This is a genomic window from Hymenobacter plasmatis (assembly GCF_020711255.1).
In the GTDB taxonomy this organism is placed as follows: domain Bacteria; phylum Bacteroidota; class Bacteroidia; order Cytophagales; family Hymenobacteraceae; genus Hymenobacter.
Genome location: NZ_JAJFAW010000007.1, coordinates 172,350 through 192,044, shown reverse-complemented (window position 1 = coordinate 192,044; position 19,695 = coordinate 172,350). Strand labels below are relative to the sequence as shown.

General features: G+C 63.2%; 15 protein-coding genes. 10 read left to right on the top strand and 5 right to left on the bottom strand.

The window, feature by feature from the left end:
* The first annotated feature begins 3 nt into the window (after positions 1-3).
* A complete protein-coding gene (locus tag LJ738_RS07460; RefSeq protein ID WP_227785687.1) occupies positions 4-1,473 on the top strand; it encodes a glutamate synthase subunit beta in 1,470 nt (489 codons plus the stop codon).
* A gap of 361 nt (positions 1,474-1,834) precedes the next feature.
* On the opposite strand, the gene LJ738_RS07455 is transcribed toward LJ738_RS07460, so the two are convergent.
* Entirely contained in the window at positions 1,835-3,001 is a 1,167-nt protein-coding gene (locus tag LJ738_RS07455) for an NAD(P)/FAD-dependent oxidoreductase (RefSeq protein WP_227785686.1), read from the bottom strand.
* A gap of 412 nt (positions 3,002-3,413) precedes the next feature.
* Between LJ738_RS07455 and LJ738_RS07450 the strand changes: the two genes are divergently transcribed.
* The 4 genes from LJ738_RS07450 to LJ738_RS07435 all read left to right on the top strand — a co-directional run bounded on the left by LJ738_RS07450 (position 3,414) and on the right by LJ738_RS07435 (position 7,401).
* On the top strand, positions 3,414-4,124 hold the full coding sequence (locus LJ738_RS07450) for a GAF domain-containing protein (RefSeq protein ID WP_227785685.1): 711 nt from the start codon (positions 3,414-3,416) through the stop codon (positions 4,122-4,124).
* A gap of 56 nt (positions 4,125-4,180) precedes the next feature.
* On the top strand, positions 4,181-5,347 hold the full coding sequence (locus tag LJ738_RS07445; protein ID WP_227785684.1) for a 1-deoxy-D-xylulose-5-phosphate reductoisomerase: 1,167 nt from the start codon (positions 4,181-4,183) through the stop codon (positions 5,345-5,347).
* A gap of 123 nt (positions 5,348-5,470) precedes the next feature.
* Complete coding sequence (gene rseP / locus LJ738_RS07440; RefSeq protein ID WP_068192620.1) at positions 5,471-6,817, top strand: RIP metalloprotease RseP; 1,347 nt, start codon at positions 5,471-5,473, stop codon at positions 6,815-6,817.
* An 80-nt stretch (positions 6,818-6,897) separates the two neighbouring features.
* Positions 6,898-7,401 carry a DUF6702 family protein gene (locus LJ738_RS07435; RefSeq protein WP_227785683.1) on the top strand — a complete coding sequence of 168 codons (504 nt, stop codon included), beginning with the start codon at positions 6,898-6,900 and terminating at the stop codon, positions 7,399-7,401.
* 173 nt (positions 7,402-7,574) lie between these two features.
* Here LJ738_RS07435 and LJ738_RS07430 read toward each other — a convergent pair whose 3' ends face one another.
* Together LJ738_RS07430 and LJ738_RS07425 are read right to left on the bottom strand one after the other, a co-directional pair.
* Complete coding sequence (locus LJ738_RS07430; RefSeq protein ID WP_227785682.1) at positions 7,575-8,243, bottom strand: DUF2461 domain-containing protein; 669 nt, start codon at positions 8,241-8,243, stop codon at positions 7,575-7,577.
* A gap of 200 nt (positions 8,244-8,443) precedes the next feature.
* The gene (locus tag LJ738_RS07425) at positions 8,444-10,915 is read right to left on the bottom strand and encodes a bifunctional YncE family protein/alkaline phosphatase family protein (RefSeq protein ID WP_227785681.1); all 2,472 of its coding nucleotides are present in this window, start codon (positions 10,913-10,915) and stop codon (positions 8,444-8,446) included.
* 175 nt (positions 10,916-11,090) lie between these two features.
* On the opposite strand from LJ738_RS07425, the gene LJ738_RS07420 reads away from it, so the two are divergent.
* The 3 genes from LJ738_RS07420 (at position 11,091) to LJ738_RS07410 (ending at position 14,399) form a co-directional block, all read left to right on the top strand.
* Complete coding sequence (locus LJ738_RS07420; RefSeq protein WP_227785680.1) at positions 11,091-11,858, top strand: L,D-transpeptidase family protein; 768 nt, start codon at positions 11,091-11,093, stop codon at positions 11,856-11,858.
* 64 nt (positions 11,859-11,922) lie between these two features.
* A complete protein-coding gene (locus LJ738_RS07415) occupies positions 11,923-13,227 on the top strand; it encodes a glycosyltransferase family 87 protein (protein ID WP_227785679.1) in 1,305 nt (434 codons plus the stop codon).
* A gap of 83 nt (positions 13,228-13,310) precedes the next feature.
* Positions 13,311-14,399 (top strand): TolB family protein, encoded by a 1,089-nt coding sequence (locus LJ738_RS07410; RefSeq protein WP_227785678.1) that lies wholly within the window; start codon positions 13,311-13,313, stop codon positions 14,397-14,399.
* Positions 14,400-14,612: 213 nt separating this feature from the next.
* Here LJ738_RS07410 and LJ738_RS07405 read toward each other — a convergent pair whose 3' ends face one another.
* Positions 14,613-16,034 carry a DUF5723 family protein gene (locus tag LJ738_RS07405; protein ID WP_227785676.1) on the bottom strand — a complete coding sequence of 474 codons (1,422 nt, stop codon included), beginning with the start codon at positions 16,032-16,034 and terminating at the stop codon, positions 14,613-14,615.
* Between the two features lie 100 nt (positions 16,035-16,134).
* Between LJ738_RS07405 and meaB the strand changes: the two genes are divergently transcribed.
* On the top strand, positions 16,135-17,139 hold the full coding sequence (meaB, locus tag LJ738_RS07400) for a methylmalonyl Co-A mutase-associated GTPase MeaB (protein WP_227785675.1): 1,005 nt from the start codon (positions 16,135-16,137) through the stop codon (positions 17,137-17,139).
* On the opposite strand, the gene LJ738_RS07395 is transcribed toward meaB, so the two are convergent.
* Positions 17,123-17,587, bottom strand: coding sequence for a hypothetical protein (locus LJ738_RS07395; RefSeq protein WP_227785674.1), 465 nt, complete (start codon positions 17,585-17,587; stop codon positions 17,123-17,125). The genes meaB and LJ738_RS07395 overlap by 17 nt on opposite strands.
* A gap of 441 nt (positions 17,588-18,028) precedes the next feature.
* Between LJ738_RS07395 and LJ738_RS07390 the strand changes: the two genes are divergently transcribed.
* Positions 18,029-19,651: a S8 family serine peptidase gene (locus LJ738_RS07390; protein WP_227785673.1), complete on the top strand. Its 1,623-nt coding sequence runs from the start codon at positions 18,029-18,031 to the stop codon at positions 19,649-19,651.
* Positions 19,652-19,695 lie beyond the last annotated feature (44 nt).

Sequence of the window (19,695 nt, the reverse complement as noted above, 5' to 3'; positions counted from 1 at the left end):
ATAATGGGCCACATCACCGGATTTAAGGAATTTAAGCGCGAGCTGCCCTCCAAAACTGCCCCGCAGGAGAGGGTTGGGCACAGCCGCGAATTTGTGGGCACCTACTCGGAACCGCAGCTCAACCAGCAGGCGGCGCGGTGCATGAATTGCGGCATTCCGTTCTGCCACTCGGGCTGCCCGCTGGGCAACATCATCCCCGAGTTCAACGACGCGGTGTATGAGCAGGACTGGGAGGAAGCGTACCGCATTCTGGCTTCTACCAACAATTTCCCGGAGTTTACGGGCCGCATATGCCCGGCGCCGTGCGAGTCGGCCTGTGTGCTGGGCATCAACAGCTCGCCGGTGGCCATTGAGGAAATCGAGAAGCACATCATTGAAACCGCCTTTGCCAAAGGCTACGTGCGCCCCAGCGCGCCGCTGCTGAAATCGGGCAAAACGGTGGCCGTGGTGGGTTCGGGCCCCTCGGGACTGGCCGCCGCGGCGCAGCTGGCCAAGGCCGGCCACTCCGTCACGGTATTCGAGCGCCACGACCGGCCCGGCGGCCTGTTGCGCTACGGCATCCCCGATTTCAAGCTTGATAAAGGCGTCATCGACCGGCGCATCAAGCTGCTGGAAGAAGACGGTATTGTGTTTCGCTGCAATACCGAAATCGGCCGCGACCTGTCGGGCCAGGAGCTGACCAGCACCTTCGACGCCGTGGTATTGGCCGGTGGGGCCAGCATTCCGCGCGACCTCAAGGTGCCGGGCCGCGACCTGCCCGGCATTCACTTCGCCATGGACTACCTCACCCAGCACAACCGCCGGGTGAGCGAGCTGGAGCTGGCCGACGAGCCCATTGTAGCCCACGGCGAGCACGTGGTGGTCATCGGCGGGGGCGACACCGGCTCCGACTGCGTGGGCACTGCCAACCGCCAGGGCGCCGCCTCGGTTACGCAGTTTGAGCTGCTGGCCCAGCCGCCCAAGGAGCGCACCGAGCACATGCCCTGGCCCAACTACCCGATGGTGCTCAAAGTCACGTCTTCGCACGAAGAAGGCTGCCAGCGCTATTGGGGCGTCAACACCAAGGCGTTTCTCGGCAACGACGATGGGAAGCTCCAGGCCCTGCTCGTGAACGAAGTAACCTGGGAAACCGACGTGATGGGCCGGCCCATGCGCTTCGAGGAAGTACCCAACTCTGAACGCGAAATCCCCTGCCAACGCGTGCTGCTGGCTATGGGCTTCACGGGCCCGCGCACCGCCGGCCTGCTGGCCGAGCTTGGCGTTGAGCTGGACGAGCGCGGCAACGTGCGCGCCACCGAAAAGACCTACCAAACCAACCTGCCCAACGTATTTGCGGCCGGCGACATGCGCCGCGGCCAATCCCTGGTAGTATGGGCCATTTCCGAAGGCCGCGAAGCCGCCCGCCAGGTAGACATGTTCCTAACGGGCAAAACGTCGCTGCCCAGCAAGAATGCAGTGGGAATGTTTGCGTGAGGGAAAATACACGACGAGCGTAGCGGCCGGAACCTCACCCCCGGCCCCTCTCCATCAGAGAGGGGAGCCACGGCGGCGCGCCTGTCATTGCGAGGAGGCACGACGAAGCAATCCGTCCTGTTCTCAGCGACTAGCTTAATAATGTAACAAGCCCCGGCTCTGGTATGAGTCGGGGCTTTTTAACTAAAGGGCGTTATCACTTCTCGGGGCTGGTCGCAGGGAGAGGAAAGATTGCCGCGCTGCGCTCGCAATGACAGAACCGCGTCAGGCTCCCCTCTCTGATGGAGAGGGGCCGGGGGTGAGGTTCCGAACGCGAGGTTCCGCTCCGCCCTACAAACCGAAATTTCCCGCCTCCAGCCCCCTACCCTATCGCCTTCTGCACCCAGGGCTTCAGCCCAGGCACGCGGGCCAGGCGCACAGCGGCATTCACCAGCCACGGCTTGGTGCTGAGGAAGCGCATGAGACGGTAGCTTTTGGCTAGCTTCTTCCCGATTTTCTCGGCTACCTGGGCGTCATAGCTGGCCAGGTGCCCGGCACTGAAATCTTGCTTTGCGAAGCACGCTGCGGCCTGCACGGCGGCCAGCATGCCGCTCTGTATAGCCGTGTCGATGCCGTGGCCCTGCAGCGGGTCAATCAGCGAAGCAGCGTCGCCGCACAGCATAAACCGCTCGCCGCTGATGGGCCGCACCCGCCCGCCACCCAGCGGCAGCCCGAAGCCCACTGTGGGCCCCAGCTGCCGGGCTTCGGCGAAGCGGCCAGCCAGGGCGGGGTGCGTGGTGAGCAGGCGCTGCAGGGTTTCTTTCAGGTCTACTTTGTGTTCGGCCACTACTTCGGCCAGCATGCCCAGGCCCACGTTGTAGCGCCCCTGGCCCACGGGAAACAGCCAGCAGTAGCCGGCTAGGTAATCGCGGGTGAGGAAAAACTCAGTGGTGCCGCTCTCGGCGCCGGCAATGTTTTCGAAGTAGGCGCGCACCCCCACGCAGTGGTGGGCCCGGGCCAGGCGCGGTTCCGGCAGCAGCTTGCGGCCCACCACGGAGTTGGCCCCGTCACAGCCTATCACCAACTGGCAGGTGATTTCGGGGCCTTGCGTGGGCAGCAGGCGCACGTGGTCCAGCTCAATTTGCAGTCCTTTCAGGCTGGTGCTTTCGAGTACGGTGGTGGCCGGGGCGTGCGTGCGCACCAGGGCCATCAGGGCATCATCGAAGGTTTCGCGGGGGCAGTTGAAGCTGGGAAGCTTCCATTGCAGGACCAGGCTGTCGCCGTTGGGGGCCACGAGCTTGGACTGGCGCACGGCATCCAGCGGCTGGAGCTGCCACAGACTGTTGGCAAAGGAGGGGTCGAGCTGCCGCAGGGCTTTGAGGGCATGGCCGGGAATGGCATCGCCGCACACCTTGTCGCGGGGAAACTGGGATTTGTCGAGCAAGGCCACGCGCAGGCCGCTGTGGCGCAAACCCAGGGCACACGCCGCGCCAGCCGGGCCCGCGCCGATGATAGCAACGTCGTAGTCGAAAATGGGTGGGGTGGGCACGGCTTCAAAGGTAGCGGGGAGTGCGGGCTACCTTCTGCAAGAACTATTGCCGATGATGAGGATTTGACTGTAATTGGCTCGCAGCACCTTGTCCACGCCTCTTGTCATGCCAGAGCGCAGCGAAGCATCTTCTCATAGTTGAACGATTGGTTCTGACCTGATAAGATGCTTCGCTGCGCTCTGCATGACAGACGTTACTCAGCATGACAGCCGATTGGTAAATTCCTGCACAGCTCAACTGCCAACAACTCACTAAACACCCGCCCGGTCTTTCAAAACCTGCTTAATATTAAACCCCGGCATTGCGAAACCCTTGCGCACTAATCAGGGTACACAAATCCTGGGCAGTATGCCGCGCAGGCTGCTGGCCGGAGTAGTGCATTTTTGTTGACCTGCTGTTTTTCTCTTCGCATTGAGCACAACTCCTACTTCCCTTATTCCGGCCAACGACGTATCCCGCTTGGCAGCCCTCGAACGCTACCAACTGCTGGACGCCCGCAGCGAAAAAGTACTCGATGAACTGGTGGCAGCCGCCGCGAAGTTGTTTCGGGTATCCAACGCCATGCTTTCCATCGTGGAAGAAGATAAGGTGCTGATAAAAGCTCCCTACAATTTACCCGTTCCCCTGGAGCGTATTCCCCGGGAGCAAAGCCTGTGCTCGGCCACCATCCTGCAGGAGGACACAGCCGTATTTGAGGACCTGGACCAGGCCAGTGCGCCCGGCATCGACATTTCGCTGGTTCAGCAGCTGGGCTTGCATTTCTACGCTGGCCACAACCTGCGCACCCCGGACGGCTACAATATTGGCTCGCTGTGCCTTTACGACGGCCCGCCCCGGGAATTCACCCTCGTCGAACGGACCTTACTCGGCAGCCTGGCTGGCCTAGTAATGCGCCTGCTCGAGCTTCGCCGTGAGTTGGGCGCCCACGCCGACTCCACGGCCATGCTCTGGGAAGCAGTGTACCGGGCCCTGGGCCAGCAGTTGGCCCGACTCACGGCTTTGGTCGAACGGGTGGCACCAGCGGGCAGCCCAGCCAACCTCACCCCCGCCGTGGCCCAGGAAGCCGGCGACATTGTAGGCATCATCGACCAGTTTGTGGCCGCTACCTTGCGGCGTACTTAAGCCAGGCTGTGCGCGGAGGCGCTGTACTTTTGCAGGGTTTCTGTGTTTGTAGCATTATGGTTGAAGAAAACAAGGTGAAAACGCTGGCCCTGCTCGGCGCTACGGGCTCGATTGGGACGCAGGCGCTGGAGGTGGTGCGCCAGCAGCCGGGCCGGTTCCGCGTGGCGGTGCTCAGCGCCCAGCGGCAGTGGGAGCTGCTGGCGCAGCAGGCCCGGGAGTTTCGGCCCGCCGTGGTCGTGATTGGCGACGACAGCTTCTACCAGCCGCTTAAAGCCGCCTTGGCCCAGCAGCCCGAAACCCAGGTACTGGCCGGCGCGGCCGCCCTGGCCGAAGTAGTAACCCGGCCCGAAATCGACATTGTGCTCACGGCCCTGGTGGGCTACGCCGGGCTGCTGCCCACGGTGGCGGCCATCCGGGCCGGCAAAGACATTGCGCTGGCCAACAAGGAAACCCTTGTAGTTGCTGGTGAGCTGATTACCGGCCTCGTGAAGCAGCACAACGTGCGCCTGCTGCCCGTCGATTCTGAGCATTCGGCCATCTTCCAGTGCCTGGTGGGCGAGGCGCAGAATCCCATCGAGAAAATCATCCTCACGGCCTCTGGCGGGCCGTTCCGTGGCCGTTCGGCCCAGCAGATGGAGGCCGTCACGAAGGCCCAGGCCCTGAAGCACCCCAACTGGGACATGGGCGCCAAAATCACCATCGACTCGGCCTCGCTCATGAACAAGGGCCTCGAGGTGATTGAGGCCAAGTGGCTGTTTGGCCTCACCAACGAGCAAATTGATGTGGTGGTGCACCCGCAAAGTATCGTGCACTCGCTGGTGCAGTTCCAGGACGGCTCACTGAAGGCCCAGTTGGGCCTGCCCGACATGAAACTGCCCATTCAGTACGCGTTGGGCTACCCGCAGCGGCTGGCCAACACCTTCCCGCGCTTTTCCTTTCTCGACTACCCCACCCTCACCTTCGAGGCGCCCGACCGCGCGGCCTTCCCCAACCTGGAACTGGCCTTCGGAGCCATGCGCCGGGGCGGCAACGCGCCGTGTGTGCTCAACGCGGCCAATGAAGTGGCCGTGGCGGCTTTTTTGCGCGAGCAGGTGGGCTTCCGGCAGATGTCGGACCTGGTAGCGGGGTGCCTGGCGCGGGTTTCGTACCTTGCAGAGCCGCTACTGGCCGACCTGGTGGCCACCGACGCGGAAACGCGCCGGGTAGCGGAAGCACTACTGTAAAAAACTATTGTCATGCTGACGCAGGAAGCATCTTATCACGGCTGCCTGCATCAGAGTTAGTAACCCCCCCGGCGCAGACGTGATAAGATTCTTCGCTGCGCTCAGAATGACATAACAATTCCCTTGGAAATTCTCACCATGATTGGCCAGCTGCTGCTGGCCCTGTCGCTGCTTGTTGGCTTGCACGAATTCGGCCATTTCGCCTTCGCCAAGCTCTTTAAAATTCGGGTCGATAAATTCTACATCTTCTTCGACTTCCTGTTTCCTATGCCTGGGGTGATGAATTTTGCCCTGCTGAAAAAGAAAGTGGGCGAGACGGAGTACGGCATTGGCTGGTTTCCGCTGGGCGGCTACGTGCAGATTCACGGCATGATAGACGAAACCCAGGACGCCTCGGCCCTGGCCGGCCCCCCGCAGCCCGACGAGTTTCGGGGCAAGCCGGCCTGGCAGCGCCTGCTGGTCATGCTCGGCGGCATCATCATGAACGTCATCACCGGCATCGTGATTTTCGCGGCCATGACGTTTCACTACGGCGACGTGTTTCTGCCCGCCTCGGAGGCGCGCTTCGGCGTGCTGCCCAACGGGCTGGGCCGCGAAATCGGCTTCCGTACCGGCGACAAAATCGTCAAAATTAACGGCCGCCCCTTCACCGAATTCGACGACGTGTACAAGCCCGACGTCATTCTCGGCAACAACTCCTTCTACACCGTGGACCGGGGCGGGCAGCTGGTGGACATCAACATCCCCAACAACTTCCTCGACAAGTTCGCCAAGCAAAGCGCCGACAGCCTGCTGGTGCGCCCCCGCGAAACCTTCGCCGTGGAGCGCGTGGTACCTGGTGGGGCCGCTGCCAAAGCGGGCCTGAAGGCCGGCGACCAGATTACCACTGTGGGTGGCCGCCCCGTGCAGTTCTTCGACGAGCTGCAGGCGGCACTGCTGGCCAACAAAGGCAAGAAAACCGAAGTAATTGTGCAGCGCAACGGCCAAACCATCCCCCTGGCCATTGACGTGAGCGAGTCGGGCCGCATCGGGTTCGAGCGCAAGTCGACGTTGCACCTGGGCACGCGCCACTACACGCTGGCCGAGTCTATCCCGCAGGGCGTGAACAAGGCGTTTGGCGTGATTGGCTTGCAAGCCCGCGCGTTCGGCAAAATCCTGCGCCGCGAAGCCTCGGCGTCGGAGAGCTTGGGCGGCCCCGTGGAAATTGCCCAGCAGTTCGGCGGCATTTGGGAGTGGCAGCACTTCTGGGGCCTGGCCGCGGGCCTGAGCATGGTACTGGCCTTCATGAACCTGCTGCCCATTCCGGCACTAGATGGCGGCCACGTGGTGTTCCTGCTCTACGAAATGATTCTGCGCCGCAAGCCGTCCGACAAGTTTTTGGAAGGCGCGCAGCGGGTCGGCACGGTTCTTATTCTGATGCTGATGGCTTACGTCATCATCCTCAAGCCCCTGCTGAAGGCCATTTCGTAGTTTACGGGTGGTCAGCAGCGGGCAGCTTGGCTCAGTTTTAGCTCAACCCGACCACCTGCTTCCGACTACAACCATCTGCTATGCGCCTGCTTTCCCCTTTTGCCGTGCTGCTCGTGCTGCTCCCCCTCATGGGAGCCGGTTGGGCCTTGCACGCCTACCATACCACCCTCACCGAGCTGCGGTACAACGCCGCGAAAAAGCAGTTGGAGCTGTCAGTAAAGGTGTTTACCGACGACTTTGAAAAGGCGCTTTCCGAAGGGCAGCCCGCCCACGTAAACCTGAGCGACCCCGGCCCCCGCCCGCTCGCGCTGGCCTCGGCCTACGTGCAGCGCACCCTGAAATTCAGCACCGCCGCCGGGGCCCCGCTCCCGCTGCAAGTGCTGGGCATGCAGGCCGAAAAAGACGGGTATTGGCTGTATTGCAAAGTGCCGCTGCCGGGACCCGTGCCCAGCGTGCAGTTGCGCCAGGCCATGCTGCTCGACGTATTCGGCGACCAAATGAACATCGTGAACATCGAAGCCGGCGACAAAAAGCAAAGCGCCCTCTTCCGCGCCGGCCACGAGCAGGAATTGCTCACTTGGTAAAGCTCCAGCGGAGCGGCATATCGGTAGCATCTACCTAAACCATAATTGCAAAAGCCCCCGCAGGGCGACACTCGTCTGGCGAGTGTCGCCCTGCGGGGGCTTTGTTATTCGCATTTTGCCTTTACTACCAACATGCCGCTCCGCGGAGCTGGGTGCTGTAGTCAGCCGCCGATTTATTGAGCTATTGCCTCCCGCAAAAACTGGCAAAACGGAACCATAGCCCGAAACACCTCCAGCACGTGCGCCCGAAAATCTTCGTGGTTGAGCACGTCGCCATCAGGCATCTGGTGGGTTGCGGTGAAGCTCTTGTGCTTTAGTAGCTCAATTTCGGGGTGGTCGACTGAGTAGGCGGCAGGGGACTTCTTGAGCTTGTCACCGCTCATGCCGCCGAAATAGCGCTGAAAATCGGGCGCAGCGAGCAGGGCTTTCAGCGTATCGGCGTTGTAGTCTATCTCCTGGCGGATAGCGGCCAGCTGGGTTTTGTCGGGCTGGTAGAGGCCGCCGCCGAGCAGGGTGCTGCCGTTGGGGCCGAGCTGTATGTAGTAGCCGGGCGCCTCCACTTCCTTGCCCGCGCTGGCGGTGAAATACACCGAGAAATGCGTTTTGTAGGGGTCCTTGTTTTTGCTGAAGCGCACGTCGCGGTAGATGCGAAAGATGCTTTTGCGGCCTTCGGGCCCCGCCAGCGCCGGGTCGAGTTGAGCTAACTCCCGGGCCCAGAGTTCGGCATCTTCTACAAACTGCTCGCGCAGCTGGTCATAAGTGGCCTTGCGCTCCTGAAACCAGGCCCGGTCGTTGTGCTTGGCCAGGCCGCTGAGGAAGACAAAGAGGGGTTTGAGTTGCATAGAAAAGGGAATGCAGAACGAAAAGACTCCCCTCCTTACCAAGGAGGGGATGTTTCAGCGCTAGCTGAAACGGGGGTGGTTGTGGCGTTGAGCTAACCTGTTGGGCTAGAATCGTTCGCTCATCGTTCAACGAATCCAACCACCCCAGCCGGCGCTGCGCGGCAACGTCCCCTCCTTATCCAAGGAGGGGAGTTTTTTGTTTAATCCTCGTCCTCCTCTTCCGCCTCTTTGGGCTTGGCCTCGCGCACGGCGGCGCTGCGCCGGGGCGCGGGCATGCGGCTGTGCTCGCCGCGTACGGCCTGCCAGATGTTCTCATTGAAAGCCAGGTCGGGAGCGGCGTCTTCGCCGCTGAGGTCAAACTTGAGGGAGCGGCGGGCGGGACCGTTGAAAGCGGTGTTTCGGACGTCGAGCGGGGTGGTGGCTGGCCTCAGGCTGTAGGGCGCAAAATTGGGCTTGGCCGTGAAGCAGGCCCAGAGTGGCAGGGCGGCGGCATCGTACTGGCTCATGGGCGGCAGCCCCAAAATCAGCTCCAGGGTGCGGAGCATGCCGGAGGTGGTGTAGGCGGTGTGCACCACGGCGTGGCGGCGCACGTAGGGGCCCACCAGGTAGGCCGTCGAGCGGTGAGCGTCGATGTGGTCGGGGCCGTTTTGGGCATCGTCTTCCACTATCATTACCACCGATTCTTTCCAAACCTTACTCTTCGACAGGTGCTCGATGAGCCGGCCCAGGGCCAGGTCGTTGTCGGCAGCGTAGGATAAGGGGTTGAGCTGGCCCTTGCGGGCGCCGTAGGTGTGGTCGTTGGGCAGGCGAATGATGCTCAGGTTGGGTAGCTCATTGGCGGCCACCAGCCGGTCGAAGTCCTGCTCCCACACCTTCTCGCGGTCCACGTCCTTCACATCGAGGTCGAAACCGGCGTAGCCCTCGCAAAAGTGGCCCACCAAAGACGGCACGCTGGCTTTGCCTTTGTATATAAACTCGCCGTAGGAGCGGTAGCTGCGGCCGGCGCGCTTGCAGTAATCCCACAGGAAGCCGTCTTTGGGCTCGGCTACTTCGCCGCGGTTGCCCTCAAAGTCGTAGCTGCCGCCCCGGCCGCCGTAGTTGCCGGGCCAGGTTTTTTCCACGAAGTCGGTGGCGTAGGCGGCGGTGCTCCAGTTGTGGCCGTCGGCGCTTACTTCGGCATCGACGTAAAAATTATCCAGCAGCACAAAGTCCCGGGTTAGGGCGTGGTGGTTGGGCGTCACTTTCTCGGGAAACAAACACAGGCTCACGTCGCCGTTGCCGGCCGGCACATCGCCGAGCACCTGGTCGTAGGTGCGGTTTTCCTTGATGATGTAGAAGACGTGCTTCATGGGCGAAGCATCGCCCACGTGCTGGGGCACGGGGCTGCCGGCGGGCACTGCGGGCGAGGCTTCGCGCGCTTTGGTGAACGGTGTGTTGGCGTATACCTGGGCCGAGTAGGTGGCCAGTGCTGTGGCATCGGGCAGTGGCAGGCGCAGTAGCGAGCTGCCCAGGAGCCCCCCGATGTAGCCCGCGCCTTTTTCGCCTTCGTCGCGCACGGGGTTGGGGCCGTTGGGATTAGCCTTCGAAATGCTGCCTTTGCCGTTGACTACCAGCAGCTGCGCGCCCGCTACCCGCACCGCCGTGGGGTACCAGCCGGTGGGCAAAAAGCCCAGGGGCTTACTCGCCGCCGGGTCGCGCACGTCGAACACGGCCAGGCAGTTGTTGTCGGCGTTGGCGATGAACAGCTGGGTGTCGTCGCCGTTCAGGGTCACGCCGTCGGGCGTGCTGCCGGCGGGCGAAGCCGGAAACAGGGCCGTGTTCAGGGTTTCGGTCACGCGGCCCAGGCGGGTGTCGATGATGGAAACCGAGTTGCTGTTGGCATTGGCCACAAAGAGGCGGCGGCCGTCGCGGGTCAGCGCCATGTCGTTGGGGTGGCTTTCTACCGGAATAGTGGGCAGCAGTTGTTGCCGGGCAATGTCGTACACCGCCACCGCGTGGCCGCCCCACAGGCTGATGTAAAGCCGCGCGCCATCGGGGCTGAGCAAGGCGCCGTAGGCTTCGGCGGGCAGCTTGAGGGTGCGCAGAATCTGGCGCGTTTTCAGGTCGAAGGTGTAGAGCGAGTTGTCTTCGCGCGTCACGGCGTAAAGCACGTTGCGGGGGCCGTCCACGGCCACGCCCGCCACGCCGATTTTCTGCTTGGGCCATTTGGTGCCCAGCACCAGGGCGCTGTCCGGGCGCAGCTTCTGGCCCTCTACCCGAAAGCAGTGCACGCGGTTGTGCTGCCCGCCCGAGGCGTACACCGTGCGGCCATCGGGAGCGAAGGCGAGGCCCGCCCAGGCCGCGGGCACTACCTGCGTATCCAGCAGCTGGCCGGTGGCCGCGTCGAGCAATTGCACGGAGTTCTGGCCCCAGCCGGCGTTCACCACGGCGGCCAGGCGGCCGTCGGGACTAAGTTGCAGGTTCAGGGGCAAGTCGCCCAGGGCCGTGGCCGTGCCCGCGGGGCTCAGCTTCCAGCCATTGGGCAGCTGGGTTTGGCTGGTGCCGGCAATGGGACCGGGCAGCACGCCGGGCGCCTCGGGCGCGGGCTTGGTGCTGGGACTCCCCGTGCAGCTCCAAAACGCCAGCAGCGGCAGGAGCGGGATAAATAGCCGGAATCGGGAGCTGGAAAGCATAGGCAGGCGACGGCGGGAACACAGGCCCCGCTGCACAGCACGAAGGTAGCCAGCAAGCCGGGCAGCAGCTCAATTGCGGAGCTTATCCAGCCGCATCAGCCTTTTATTGAGCCTAACGAAATAGGGAAAGCTGAATGTCGTTGTAGGCACATCTCCCTTCCTTCCGGCTGGTTTTATGTTGCGTCGACTGTCGTGCTGCGTATTGGTGGCGCTGCCCATTTACCAATTGTTAGCTCAATCCTGCACCACTTCCACCGACAGCATGGCCCACGCTCATTCGCTCGCCTTTTGGCAGCAGCAACTGCAGTTTCCGCGGGTGAGGGCTGCGCAGGCCATGGCCGGGCCCGCCGTGGCCCACCGCCTGCGCTCCCACTCCCTCGATGCCCAGCGGCTGGAAATCTTCTTCCGCCTCATCAAAACGCACCGCGAACTCGAGGTTTGGGCCCGCAACCAGGGCACCGGCCCGTTTGAGCTGCTGCACTGCTACCCGCTGGCCGCTACCTCCGGCAGCCTCGGCCCAAAGCGCCGCGCCGGTGATTACCAGGTGCCCGAAGGCTTTTACGAAATCGACCGCTTCAATCCCAAGAGCAACTACCACCTTTCGCTGGGCCTGAACTACCCCAACGCCGCCGACCGCGCCCTGGGCGAGCCCGAGCCCGGCGGCGATATTTTCATCCACGGCGGCGAAGTCACGGTGGGCTGCCTGCCCATCACCGACGCCGGCATTGAGGAAGTGTACCTGCTGGCCATCATGGCGCGGGCAGCCGGCCAGGCGGTAATTCCGGTGCACATTTTCCCGTTTGCCATGACGGAAATTGAGCTGGCCAGGCACCTGGCCAGCCCGCACCAGGCCTTTTGGCGGAGGCTGATGCCGGGCTACGCGTATTTTGAAAAGCACCACGAGCCAGCTCCACCAGCCCAACTAGCCGCAGCCGGGCACTAGCCCAGGTTGGGCCTCTAATAGGCACCGGCCCCGCCCAAGTTGAGCTAGGCGCTAACTTGCCGCGGTGCCGCGCTTTCTTCTGCTTTTTCTGGCTCTGGTGGCCTTGTTCAACCTCAGCCGCGTGCTCCGCGAGCCCCGCCCCGACGCCGACCGGCCCATGGATTTCCGCACCTGCTACGTGGGCCAGGCCGTGCTGCGCACCGGCGCCAATCCCTACCACGATGTCACCCTCAAGCAGGGCTGGCAGCGCATCATCCAGAAAGAGAATATCCAGAGCCGCACCCAGCCCGGCCTGCCCAACCTGCCTTTTCTGTATCCGCCGTGGGCTGCCGCGCTCTTTGGCCTCACGGTGGGCCGGCTGCCGTATGCGCTGGCGTGGCCGCTGTGGGGCACCATGGCGCTTATGAGCTTGGTGCTGGTGGCGCGGCTGTGGCAGGCCCTGCTGCAGGCTGAAACTGGGCAAACGGTTGCGTGGTGGCAGTTTCTAATAGTGGCGCTAGCCTTGAAAGGCACTGTACCCGCCCTGCTCACGGGCCAGCCCACTTTTGTGGCGCTGGCGCTGGGCGTGGGTGCGTTGGCGGTAGGGTGCTTATCGAGCCCAGGCTTTTCAGCTCAACTTTCGCCCTCAGCTGGTTCGAACACAACTGGAATCGAACTTTCTCCCGCACCTGCCTGGGCCCCTGTGGTGGCGGGCGTGCTGCTGGGCCTCGCCGCTTTTAAGGTGACGCTGCTCCTGCCTTTTGCCGCCTGGTTTTTATGGAAGAAGCAGTGGCTGGCTCTGGCCGTGGCAGCGGCCGTAGTGGCGCTGCTTAGCGCCGTGGCCTGGCATTGGGCAGCATTTCCGGCCAACTTGCTGCCCACCTACCAGCACCTGCTGGCCCAGGTGCTGGCCCAATCCTTCGACCCCTCCGACCCGGACTATCCGCTCACCCAAGGCATGACCTTGCGCCTGGAACTGGGCAACGTGCTGGAGTGGCTGCGGCCGGGCAGCAGCGCCTGGCACCTCCTGCTCCACGGGGCGCTGTGGGTAGCGACGGGGCTGCGGCTGGTGTGGCTCCGGCAGCAGGGCCGGCCGCTGGCCGACTGGTACGTTTTCCTGGTACTGAGCACGCTGACGCTCCTGACCACCTACCATTTGTACTACGACGCGGTGCTGCTGTTGCCGCTGCTGGCGTTTGGGCTTCGGCTCGCCACGCGGTGGAAGTGGCTGTTGCTGATACTGCTGCTCCCGCTGCTGCTGCCGCTCAACGGGCTGGCCCTGGCGCTGGGCAACCCCGCGGGGCTGCACGTGGTGTATTTTCTGATGCCGCTGGCGCTGCTGGGGGTGGTGGTCTTACTGCTGGCCCGGCCGGAATGGCGCCGGCAGTAGGCAGTTGAGCTACCACTTTTAAGGCATACACCAGTCGGCACGATTTTTTCGTTTAGCTCCACCACAACCCGATTCTTCACCTTATGAAACGTCTTTTTCTCGTCTTATTGCCGTTGCTGGTTTCGGTGGCGGCCCGCGCCCAGCGGCCCACCGACATCTGGTACTTCGGCCAGCAGGCCGGCCTCACCTTCGCCGATGGCACGCCCAAGCCCCTCGGCGATGGCAAGATGAGCACCTACGAAGGCTGTGCCGTGGCCACCAGCGCCCGCGGCGAACTGCTGTTCTACACCAACGGCGAAACCGTGTGGAACCGCAAGCACCAGCCCATGCCCAACGGCCACAAGCTGATGGGCAGCGGCAGCAGCACCCAATCGGCCCTCATCGTGCCTGACCCCGGCTCGGGCAACGTGTTCTACATTTTCACGGTGGCGCCGCAGGGCACGCCCAACGGCCTGCGCTACTCCATCGTGGACATGACCCGCGACAACGGCTACGGCGACCTGCCGCGCCTTAACCTGCTCCTCATCCAGCCCGTGGCCGAAAAGCTGGCCGCCGTGCGTCACGCCAACGGCCGCGACACCTGGGTGGTGGCCCACCGCTGGAATTCCAACGCCTTCGTGTCGTACCTCGTCACGGCCGATGGGGTGGCCGCCAAGCCCATTATGAGCAACGTGGGCAGCATGAACGCCGGCCCCGGCCGCAACGCCATCGGCGCCCTCAAATTCTCGCCCGATGGCCGCCACCTGGCCGCCGCCCTGTGGCGCGAAACCAACAAATTTGAGATCTACGACTTCGACCGCAGCACCGGCAAGGTGAGCAACCCCACCAGCTTCGGCCCCTTTGCCGAGGCCTACGGCGTGGAGTTTTCGCCCGATGGCACCAAGCTCTACGGCACCTGCAACGGCGTGGGCGGCGGCCAAACCGAAATCTGGCAGTTCGACCTCAAGACAAAAGCCAAAACCCTGGTCGGCAAGTCGGCCAACCGTAAAATCGGCGCCCTGCAGCGCGGCCCCGACGGCCGCATCTACGTGGCCCGCGAAGACAACCCCAACCTCGGCGTTATTCAGCAGCCCAACGCCCTGGGCAAGGACTGCCAATACGTGGACGAGGGCGTGAAACTGGGCGGCCGCCGCAGCAAGCTTGGGCTGCCAGGCTTTGTAGTGGTGCCGTAATTAGGGAGGAAGAAAGAGCAAAAAAACTCCCCTCCTTACCAAGGAGGGGACGCTGGCGCGAAGCGCCAGCTGGGGTGGTTGCGGGCGTTGAACGTCTAGCGCTGGAACCGTTCAGGCATCGTTCAACGAATCCAACCACCCCAGCTCAACTTGGCAGTTGAGCGTCCCCTCCTTATCCAAGGAGGGGAGTTTTTGTTCTCACGTCCCCGGTTCCTACTCCTTATTCCCAATCTTAAACCGCAGGAAACCCAGCGCCACGGAGTAGTAAGGCGACTTTTCGTTGGTGTAGCCCAGCACGTCGCGCGAGCTGATGCCCGCTTCCCAGGAGAGCGTTACCAGCGTGAGGCCCAGCGGCAGGCTGGTGCCGTAGCCCGCGCCGCCGCTCACGCCGGTGCTCAGGCGCAGCCAGTGGGTGGGCCTGTAATCGAGGCCCAGGCCGAGGAAAGGCGAGGTGAGGTTGCCGGCCACCTTTTTCAGTGGAGCAGTGAAATCCACACCCGCTTCAAACAAGCTGCTGATGCGGATGCCGGCGCCCAGGCGCACCTTGGCGGGCAGCGAGGCGGTGCGCTTCTGCTCGGCCTGGTAAGTGAAAAAGTTGCTTTGGTTGGCGTCGAATTGGTTGACGATTTCGGTCAGTACATCGTAGGTCTGCAGGCTGGTGGAGGTGGGGCGCTGCAGCTTCTGGTCGGTGGCCGTGACCACGTTGCCGGTCCAAGTCATCGTGCCCAGGTCAGTAACCGAGGCGCCCAGGCGGATGATTTTGCCTACTTCGGCGGCCAGGCCCAGGTCGTAGCCATGGCCGTGGCCCACGGGGTGCAGCCCCGAGCCGGTTTCGGCATTGAACTGGGGGCTGCTGGCCAGGGTGCCGTAGTCGACGTTGAAAATGGGCGACAGCGCCGAGTAGGCTGATAAGTTGCCGCCTTCCACCTGAATATCGGCAATGCCAATGCCCTGAATGTAGCGGTAGCCCGCCCCGGCCGAAAGCTTCAGGCCGGGCTGGTCGAGCACCAGCATGCCGTAGGAAATGTTGTATTCGCTGGTCCAGGCCAGCTGAATGGCCGTGCCGTCCAGAAAGGTCGACAGCGGCGGGGGCGGCAGCGTGGGGGTGCCCGTCGGGGTGGTGGGGTAGTACGGCTGCACGCTGGCCGCGTCCTTGCCGTTGATGATGACGTCTGCGGCATTGTGGTTGAGGGCCAGGTGGGAGCTCACCCGCTGGCGGTTGCTGAAGGCCAGGCCACCCAAGCCGTTGGGCAGGCTGATGGCAAAGCCCAGCGTGGTAGCGTCAACGTTAAAGTTCAGGGCGTTGGCGCCCTCGAAGCCCTTCACGAGCTCGGCCCTTTCGGCGGGACCAATGGCCTGGTTGCTGTCGAAGAGAATGTGCTTGAACAGTGTTTTGCTGAGCGAGCGGGAAGCCAGCCCCGCCCCTACTTCCCCGATGGTGAAGGCCACCGTCGATTCGCTGTTGCGGCCCAGGTTGGCGGGGTTGATGCCGATGGCCTGGTAGTCCTGCGCAAAGGTGTTGATGACGCCTCCTCGGCCGGTGGCCGTGAAATTGCTGAGCTCATTTTGGGCCTGCACGGCCGCGGGCAGGGCCAGCAAGGCAGCCAGCGGCAGGAAACGTAAGGAAAGGCGCATACAGAAAAGGAGTGTCGGGTTTAGCTTGCGGCCGGAAAAACGCCCTTTTTAAGACGGCAAGCGTTTATCCGGCCGCAAGCTAACGCCCCACCTCAATATTTTGCCCCCCAAACGCCTTTCCGCCACCGAGTACGCCGAGGGCATCCTGGCCGGCAACCGCACGGTGCTGGGCCGCGCCATCACGCTGGCCGAGAGCACCTTGCCCACCGACCAAGCCCTGACCCAGGACGTGCTGCAAGCCGTGCTGCCCCATACCGGGCGCTGCCTGCGGGTGGGCATCACGGGGGTACCGGGTGTAGGCAAAAGCACCTTTATTGAGGCGTTGGGCCGGTATTTGGTGGAAACACTGGGCAAAAAGCTGGCGGTGCTGGCCGTAGACCCCAGCAGCCAGCGCGGCGGCGGCAGCATCCTAGGCGATAAAACCCGGATGCCGTGGCTGGCGGCGCACCCGGCGGCGTTCATTCGCCCCTCCCCGGCCGGCGGCAGCTTGGGCGGCGTGGCCCGCGCCACCCGCGAGGCGCTGCTGCTCTGCGAAGCGGCGGGGCACGACGTCATTTTTGTGGAAACCGTGGGCGTGGGCCAGTCCGAAACCACTGTGCACGGCATGGTCGATTTCTTTCTGCTGCTGCTGCTGGCCGGCGCCGGCGACGAGCTTCAGGGCCTCAAGCGCGGCATCATGGAAATGGCCGACGCCGTGTGCATCACCAAGGCCGACCACGGCAACGAGCAGGCCGCCCGCCGCGCCCGCGTCGACTACCAGAACGCGCTGCACCTGTTTCCACCTGCGCCCTCGGGCCAGCCCCAGCCGGTGCTGCTCACATCGGCCGTGAGCGGCACTGGGCTGGCCGAAGTGTGGGAAGCCATTGAGCACTACGCAGCGGCCACCCGGCAAAGCGGGTACTTCCAGCAGCGGCGGCAGCAGCAGCAGCTCCAGTGGCTGCATCAAAGCATTGTGCAGGAGCTGGAAATGCGGTTTTATGCCGATGGCGCCGTGCGCGCCCGCCTCCCGGCCATCAAACAAGCCGTGGCCGCCGGACGGTTGACACCGTTCGCAGCGGCTACGGAACTGCTGGGGCTAGCCGGGGGCGTTACAAAGACGCCGTAGCCAGCCCGTTCTCTACGCGGTGCGAGGTCGATTCGCGCACGGCAATGGTAGTGGTGCCCGGCGCTTTGGTGTCTACCTGCACGTTGTAGCGGTAGCGGTCGCGGCCCACGCGCAGCAGCACGGCATACTTCCCACTGGGCAGGTTATTGAATTTCAAAAGGGTGCCGTAAGCGGGCTCCTTGTGGGTTTCGCGCAGTATCCAGCGGCCATTTTCAAGTTGCACCACTCCCAAAACGGCCGGCTTTTTGGTCGAGTTGTAGAAGCGCACCCGCAGGCTTTCGCCATCGGGCTGGGTCACGGTTACCGGCTGGGTGCCTTGGGCCAGTGCTGGACCGGCGATGCCAGTGCCGGCCAGAGCCAGCAGCCCCAGCAATGCGGGGCGCAGGGCCTGGGCCGGAGCCAAAGAACGAGAGGTAGCAGTTGCGGGAGCATTGAACGAGGTTTTCATGATTTGCAGAAAAAAAGGTGGGTGATAAATGAGTTGAGCTGAATGACTGTAACTCCCCTGGCGAGGCCGGCGCAAGACAAATGCTCATGTCCGGTTTTGAGCATCTGCCGCCCAGGGGCATTAGGGTAAATTCCAACCACGTGCCAATTTTATAACCACCTATTAATCTTAATCTTACAGCCAAAAACAGCTTATCCAATTCTGACAAATCCGTTCGATAACGGGCAAGTGTCCGGTTGCGAACATGCCCCGCGAGAGAACTACAGTAAAACATGGAATGATGCCAGCTTCCCAATGGAATTGCTATCTAGAGGCCGCCCTGATTCCGGAGCTTCGGCAGCGCCGGCAGTTTCGTGGCCGGCTGTGACGCCGTCGGGGTGGAGACTTTACCCGTCGGGGCTACCTTTATCGGCATCTTTCGAAATATTTTAATTTTTCTGAATGTTCCTTTCTACTTCGCCGCGCTACTCCCGCTTGGCCCCCCTACTTGGCCTGCTCACTTTTGCCTCCTTCACGGCCCGGGCCCAAACCGACGCGGTTCGGCGCTGGCAGCACCTGGATTTAAAGACCGATGGCGTGCCCGGCATCAGCGCCGACCGGGCGTACCGGGAGCTGCTCGCGGGCCGCAAGCGCACGCCGGTGCTGGTGGCCGTTCTGGACTCGGGCATCGACTCCACTCACCAGGACCTGAAGCCCATTCTGTGGCGCAAGCCCACCGAAGTACCCGGCAACGGCGTGGACGAGGACAAGAACGGCTACGTGGACGACGTGCGCGGCTGGAACTTCCTGGGCGGCAAAGACGGGCAGAATATTGCGGTGGAAACCCTGGAGCAAACCCGGATTTATGCCCGGTACCGGGCGCAGTTTGAGGGCAAGAAGCGCAAGTCGCTGGCACCCGCCGACCAGGCGCTGTTTGATGTGTACGAGTTGGCCAAGGCTGCTTACCAGAAGGACCTGGCTCATGAAAAAGAGCAGCTGACAAAGCTGGCAGAGGCTTTTGCCAGCAACACGGTCTCATTTGGGCGCGTGAAGCAGGCGCTGAACGCGGCCGTGCTCGACACGGCCCTGCTGCGACAGGCGGCGCAGTCGCGGCCCGATGTGCCGAGTGCGGGTTCGCTGCTGGCGTTTCTGCGGCGCAATGGCTACGGCAGCACCGACGAGGCACTCAAGAGCCTGAACGAGGCCGTGACCCACTCGCGCGACCGGGTGGAGAAAAGCCTCAATGCGGAGTACAACCCGCGCCCCCTGGTGGGCGACGATGTGGCCAACCTGAGCGAAACCGGCTACGGCAATCCGGATTCGCAGGGGCCGAATGCCACCCACGGCACGCACTGCGCGGGCATCATTGCCGGGGTGCGCGGCAACCAGCTCGGCGCCGACGGCGTGGCCGAAGCGGTGCGCATCATGAGCGTGCGCTCGACCCCCAGCGGCGACGAGCGCGACAAGGACGTGGCCAACGCCATTCGCTACGCCGTGGACAACGGGGCCCAAATCATCAGCATGAGCTTTGGGAAAGACTTTTCGCCCGACAAGGCGGCCGTGGACGCGGCCATGCAGTACGCCGACCAGAAAGGTGTGCTGCTGGTGCACGCCGCCGGCAACAGCAGCCGCGACACCGACACGGGGCTAAACTTCCCCTCGGCGCGCTACCTCAGCGGGCAGGACATCCCGAACCAGATATCGGTGGGCGCCAGCAGCCGGCTCAATACTCCGGCGCTGGCCGCCGAGTTTTCCAACTATGGCAAGCAAACGGTGGACGTGTTTGCGCCCGGGGTCGACATTTATTCCTCTACGCCGGGTAATACCTACTCCACGTTTAGCGGCACGAGCATGGCGGCCCCGGTGGTGGCGGGCGTGGCGGCGGTGCTCAAGTCGCTCTACCCGCAGCTCACGCCGCAGCAGCTCAAGCAGATTATCCTGCAATCGGCGGTGCCCTACCACACAAAGGTGAACAAGCCGGGCACCAAGAAGCTGGTGGATTTCGCGTCGCTGTCGAAAACCGGCGGCATCGTGAACCTCTACGAAGCCGTGAAGCTGGCCGACCAGCAAATGGCGGTGAAGTAAGCAACCGGGCCGGTGAGCGCAGCGCGAAGGGCATTTCCAGCTCT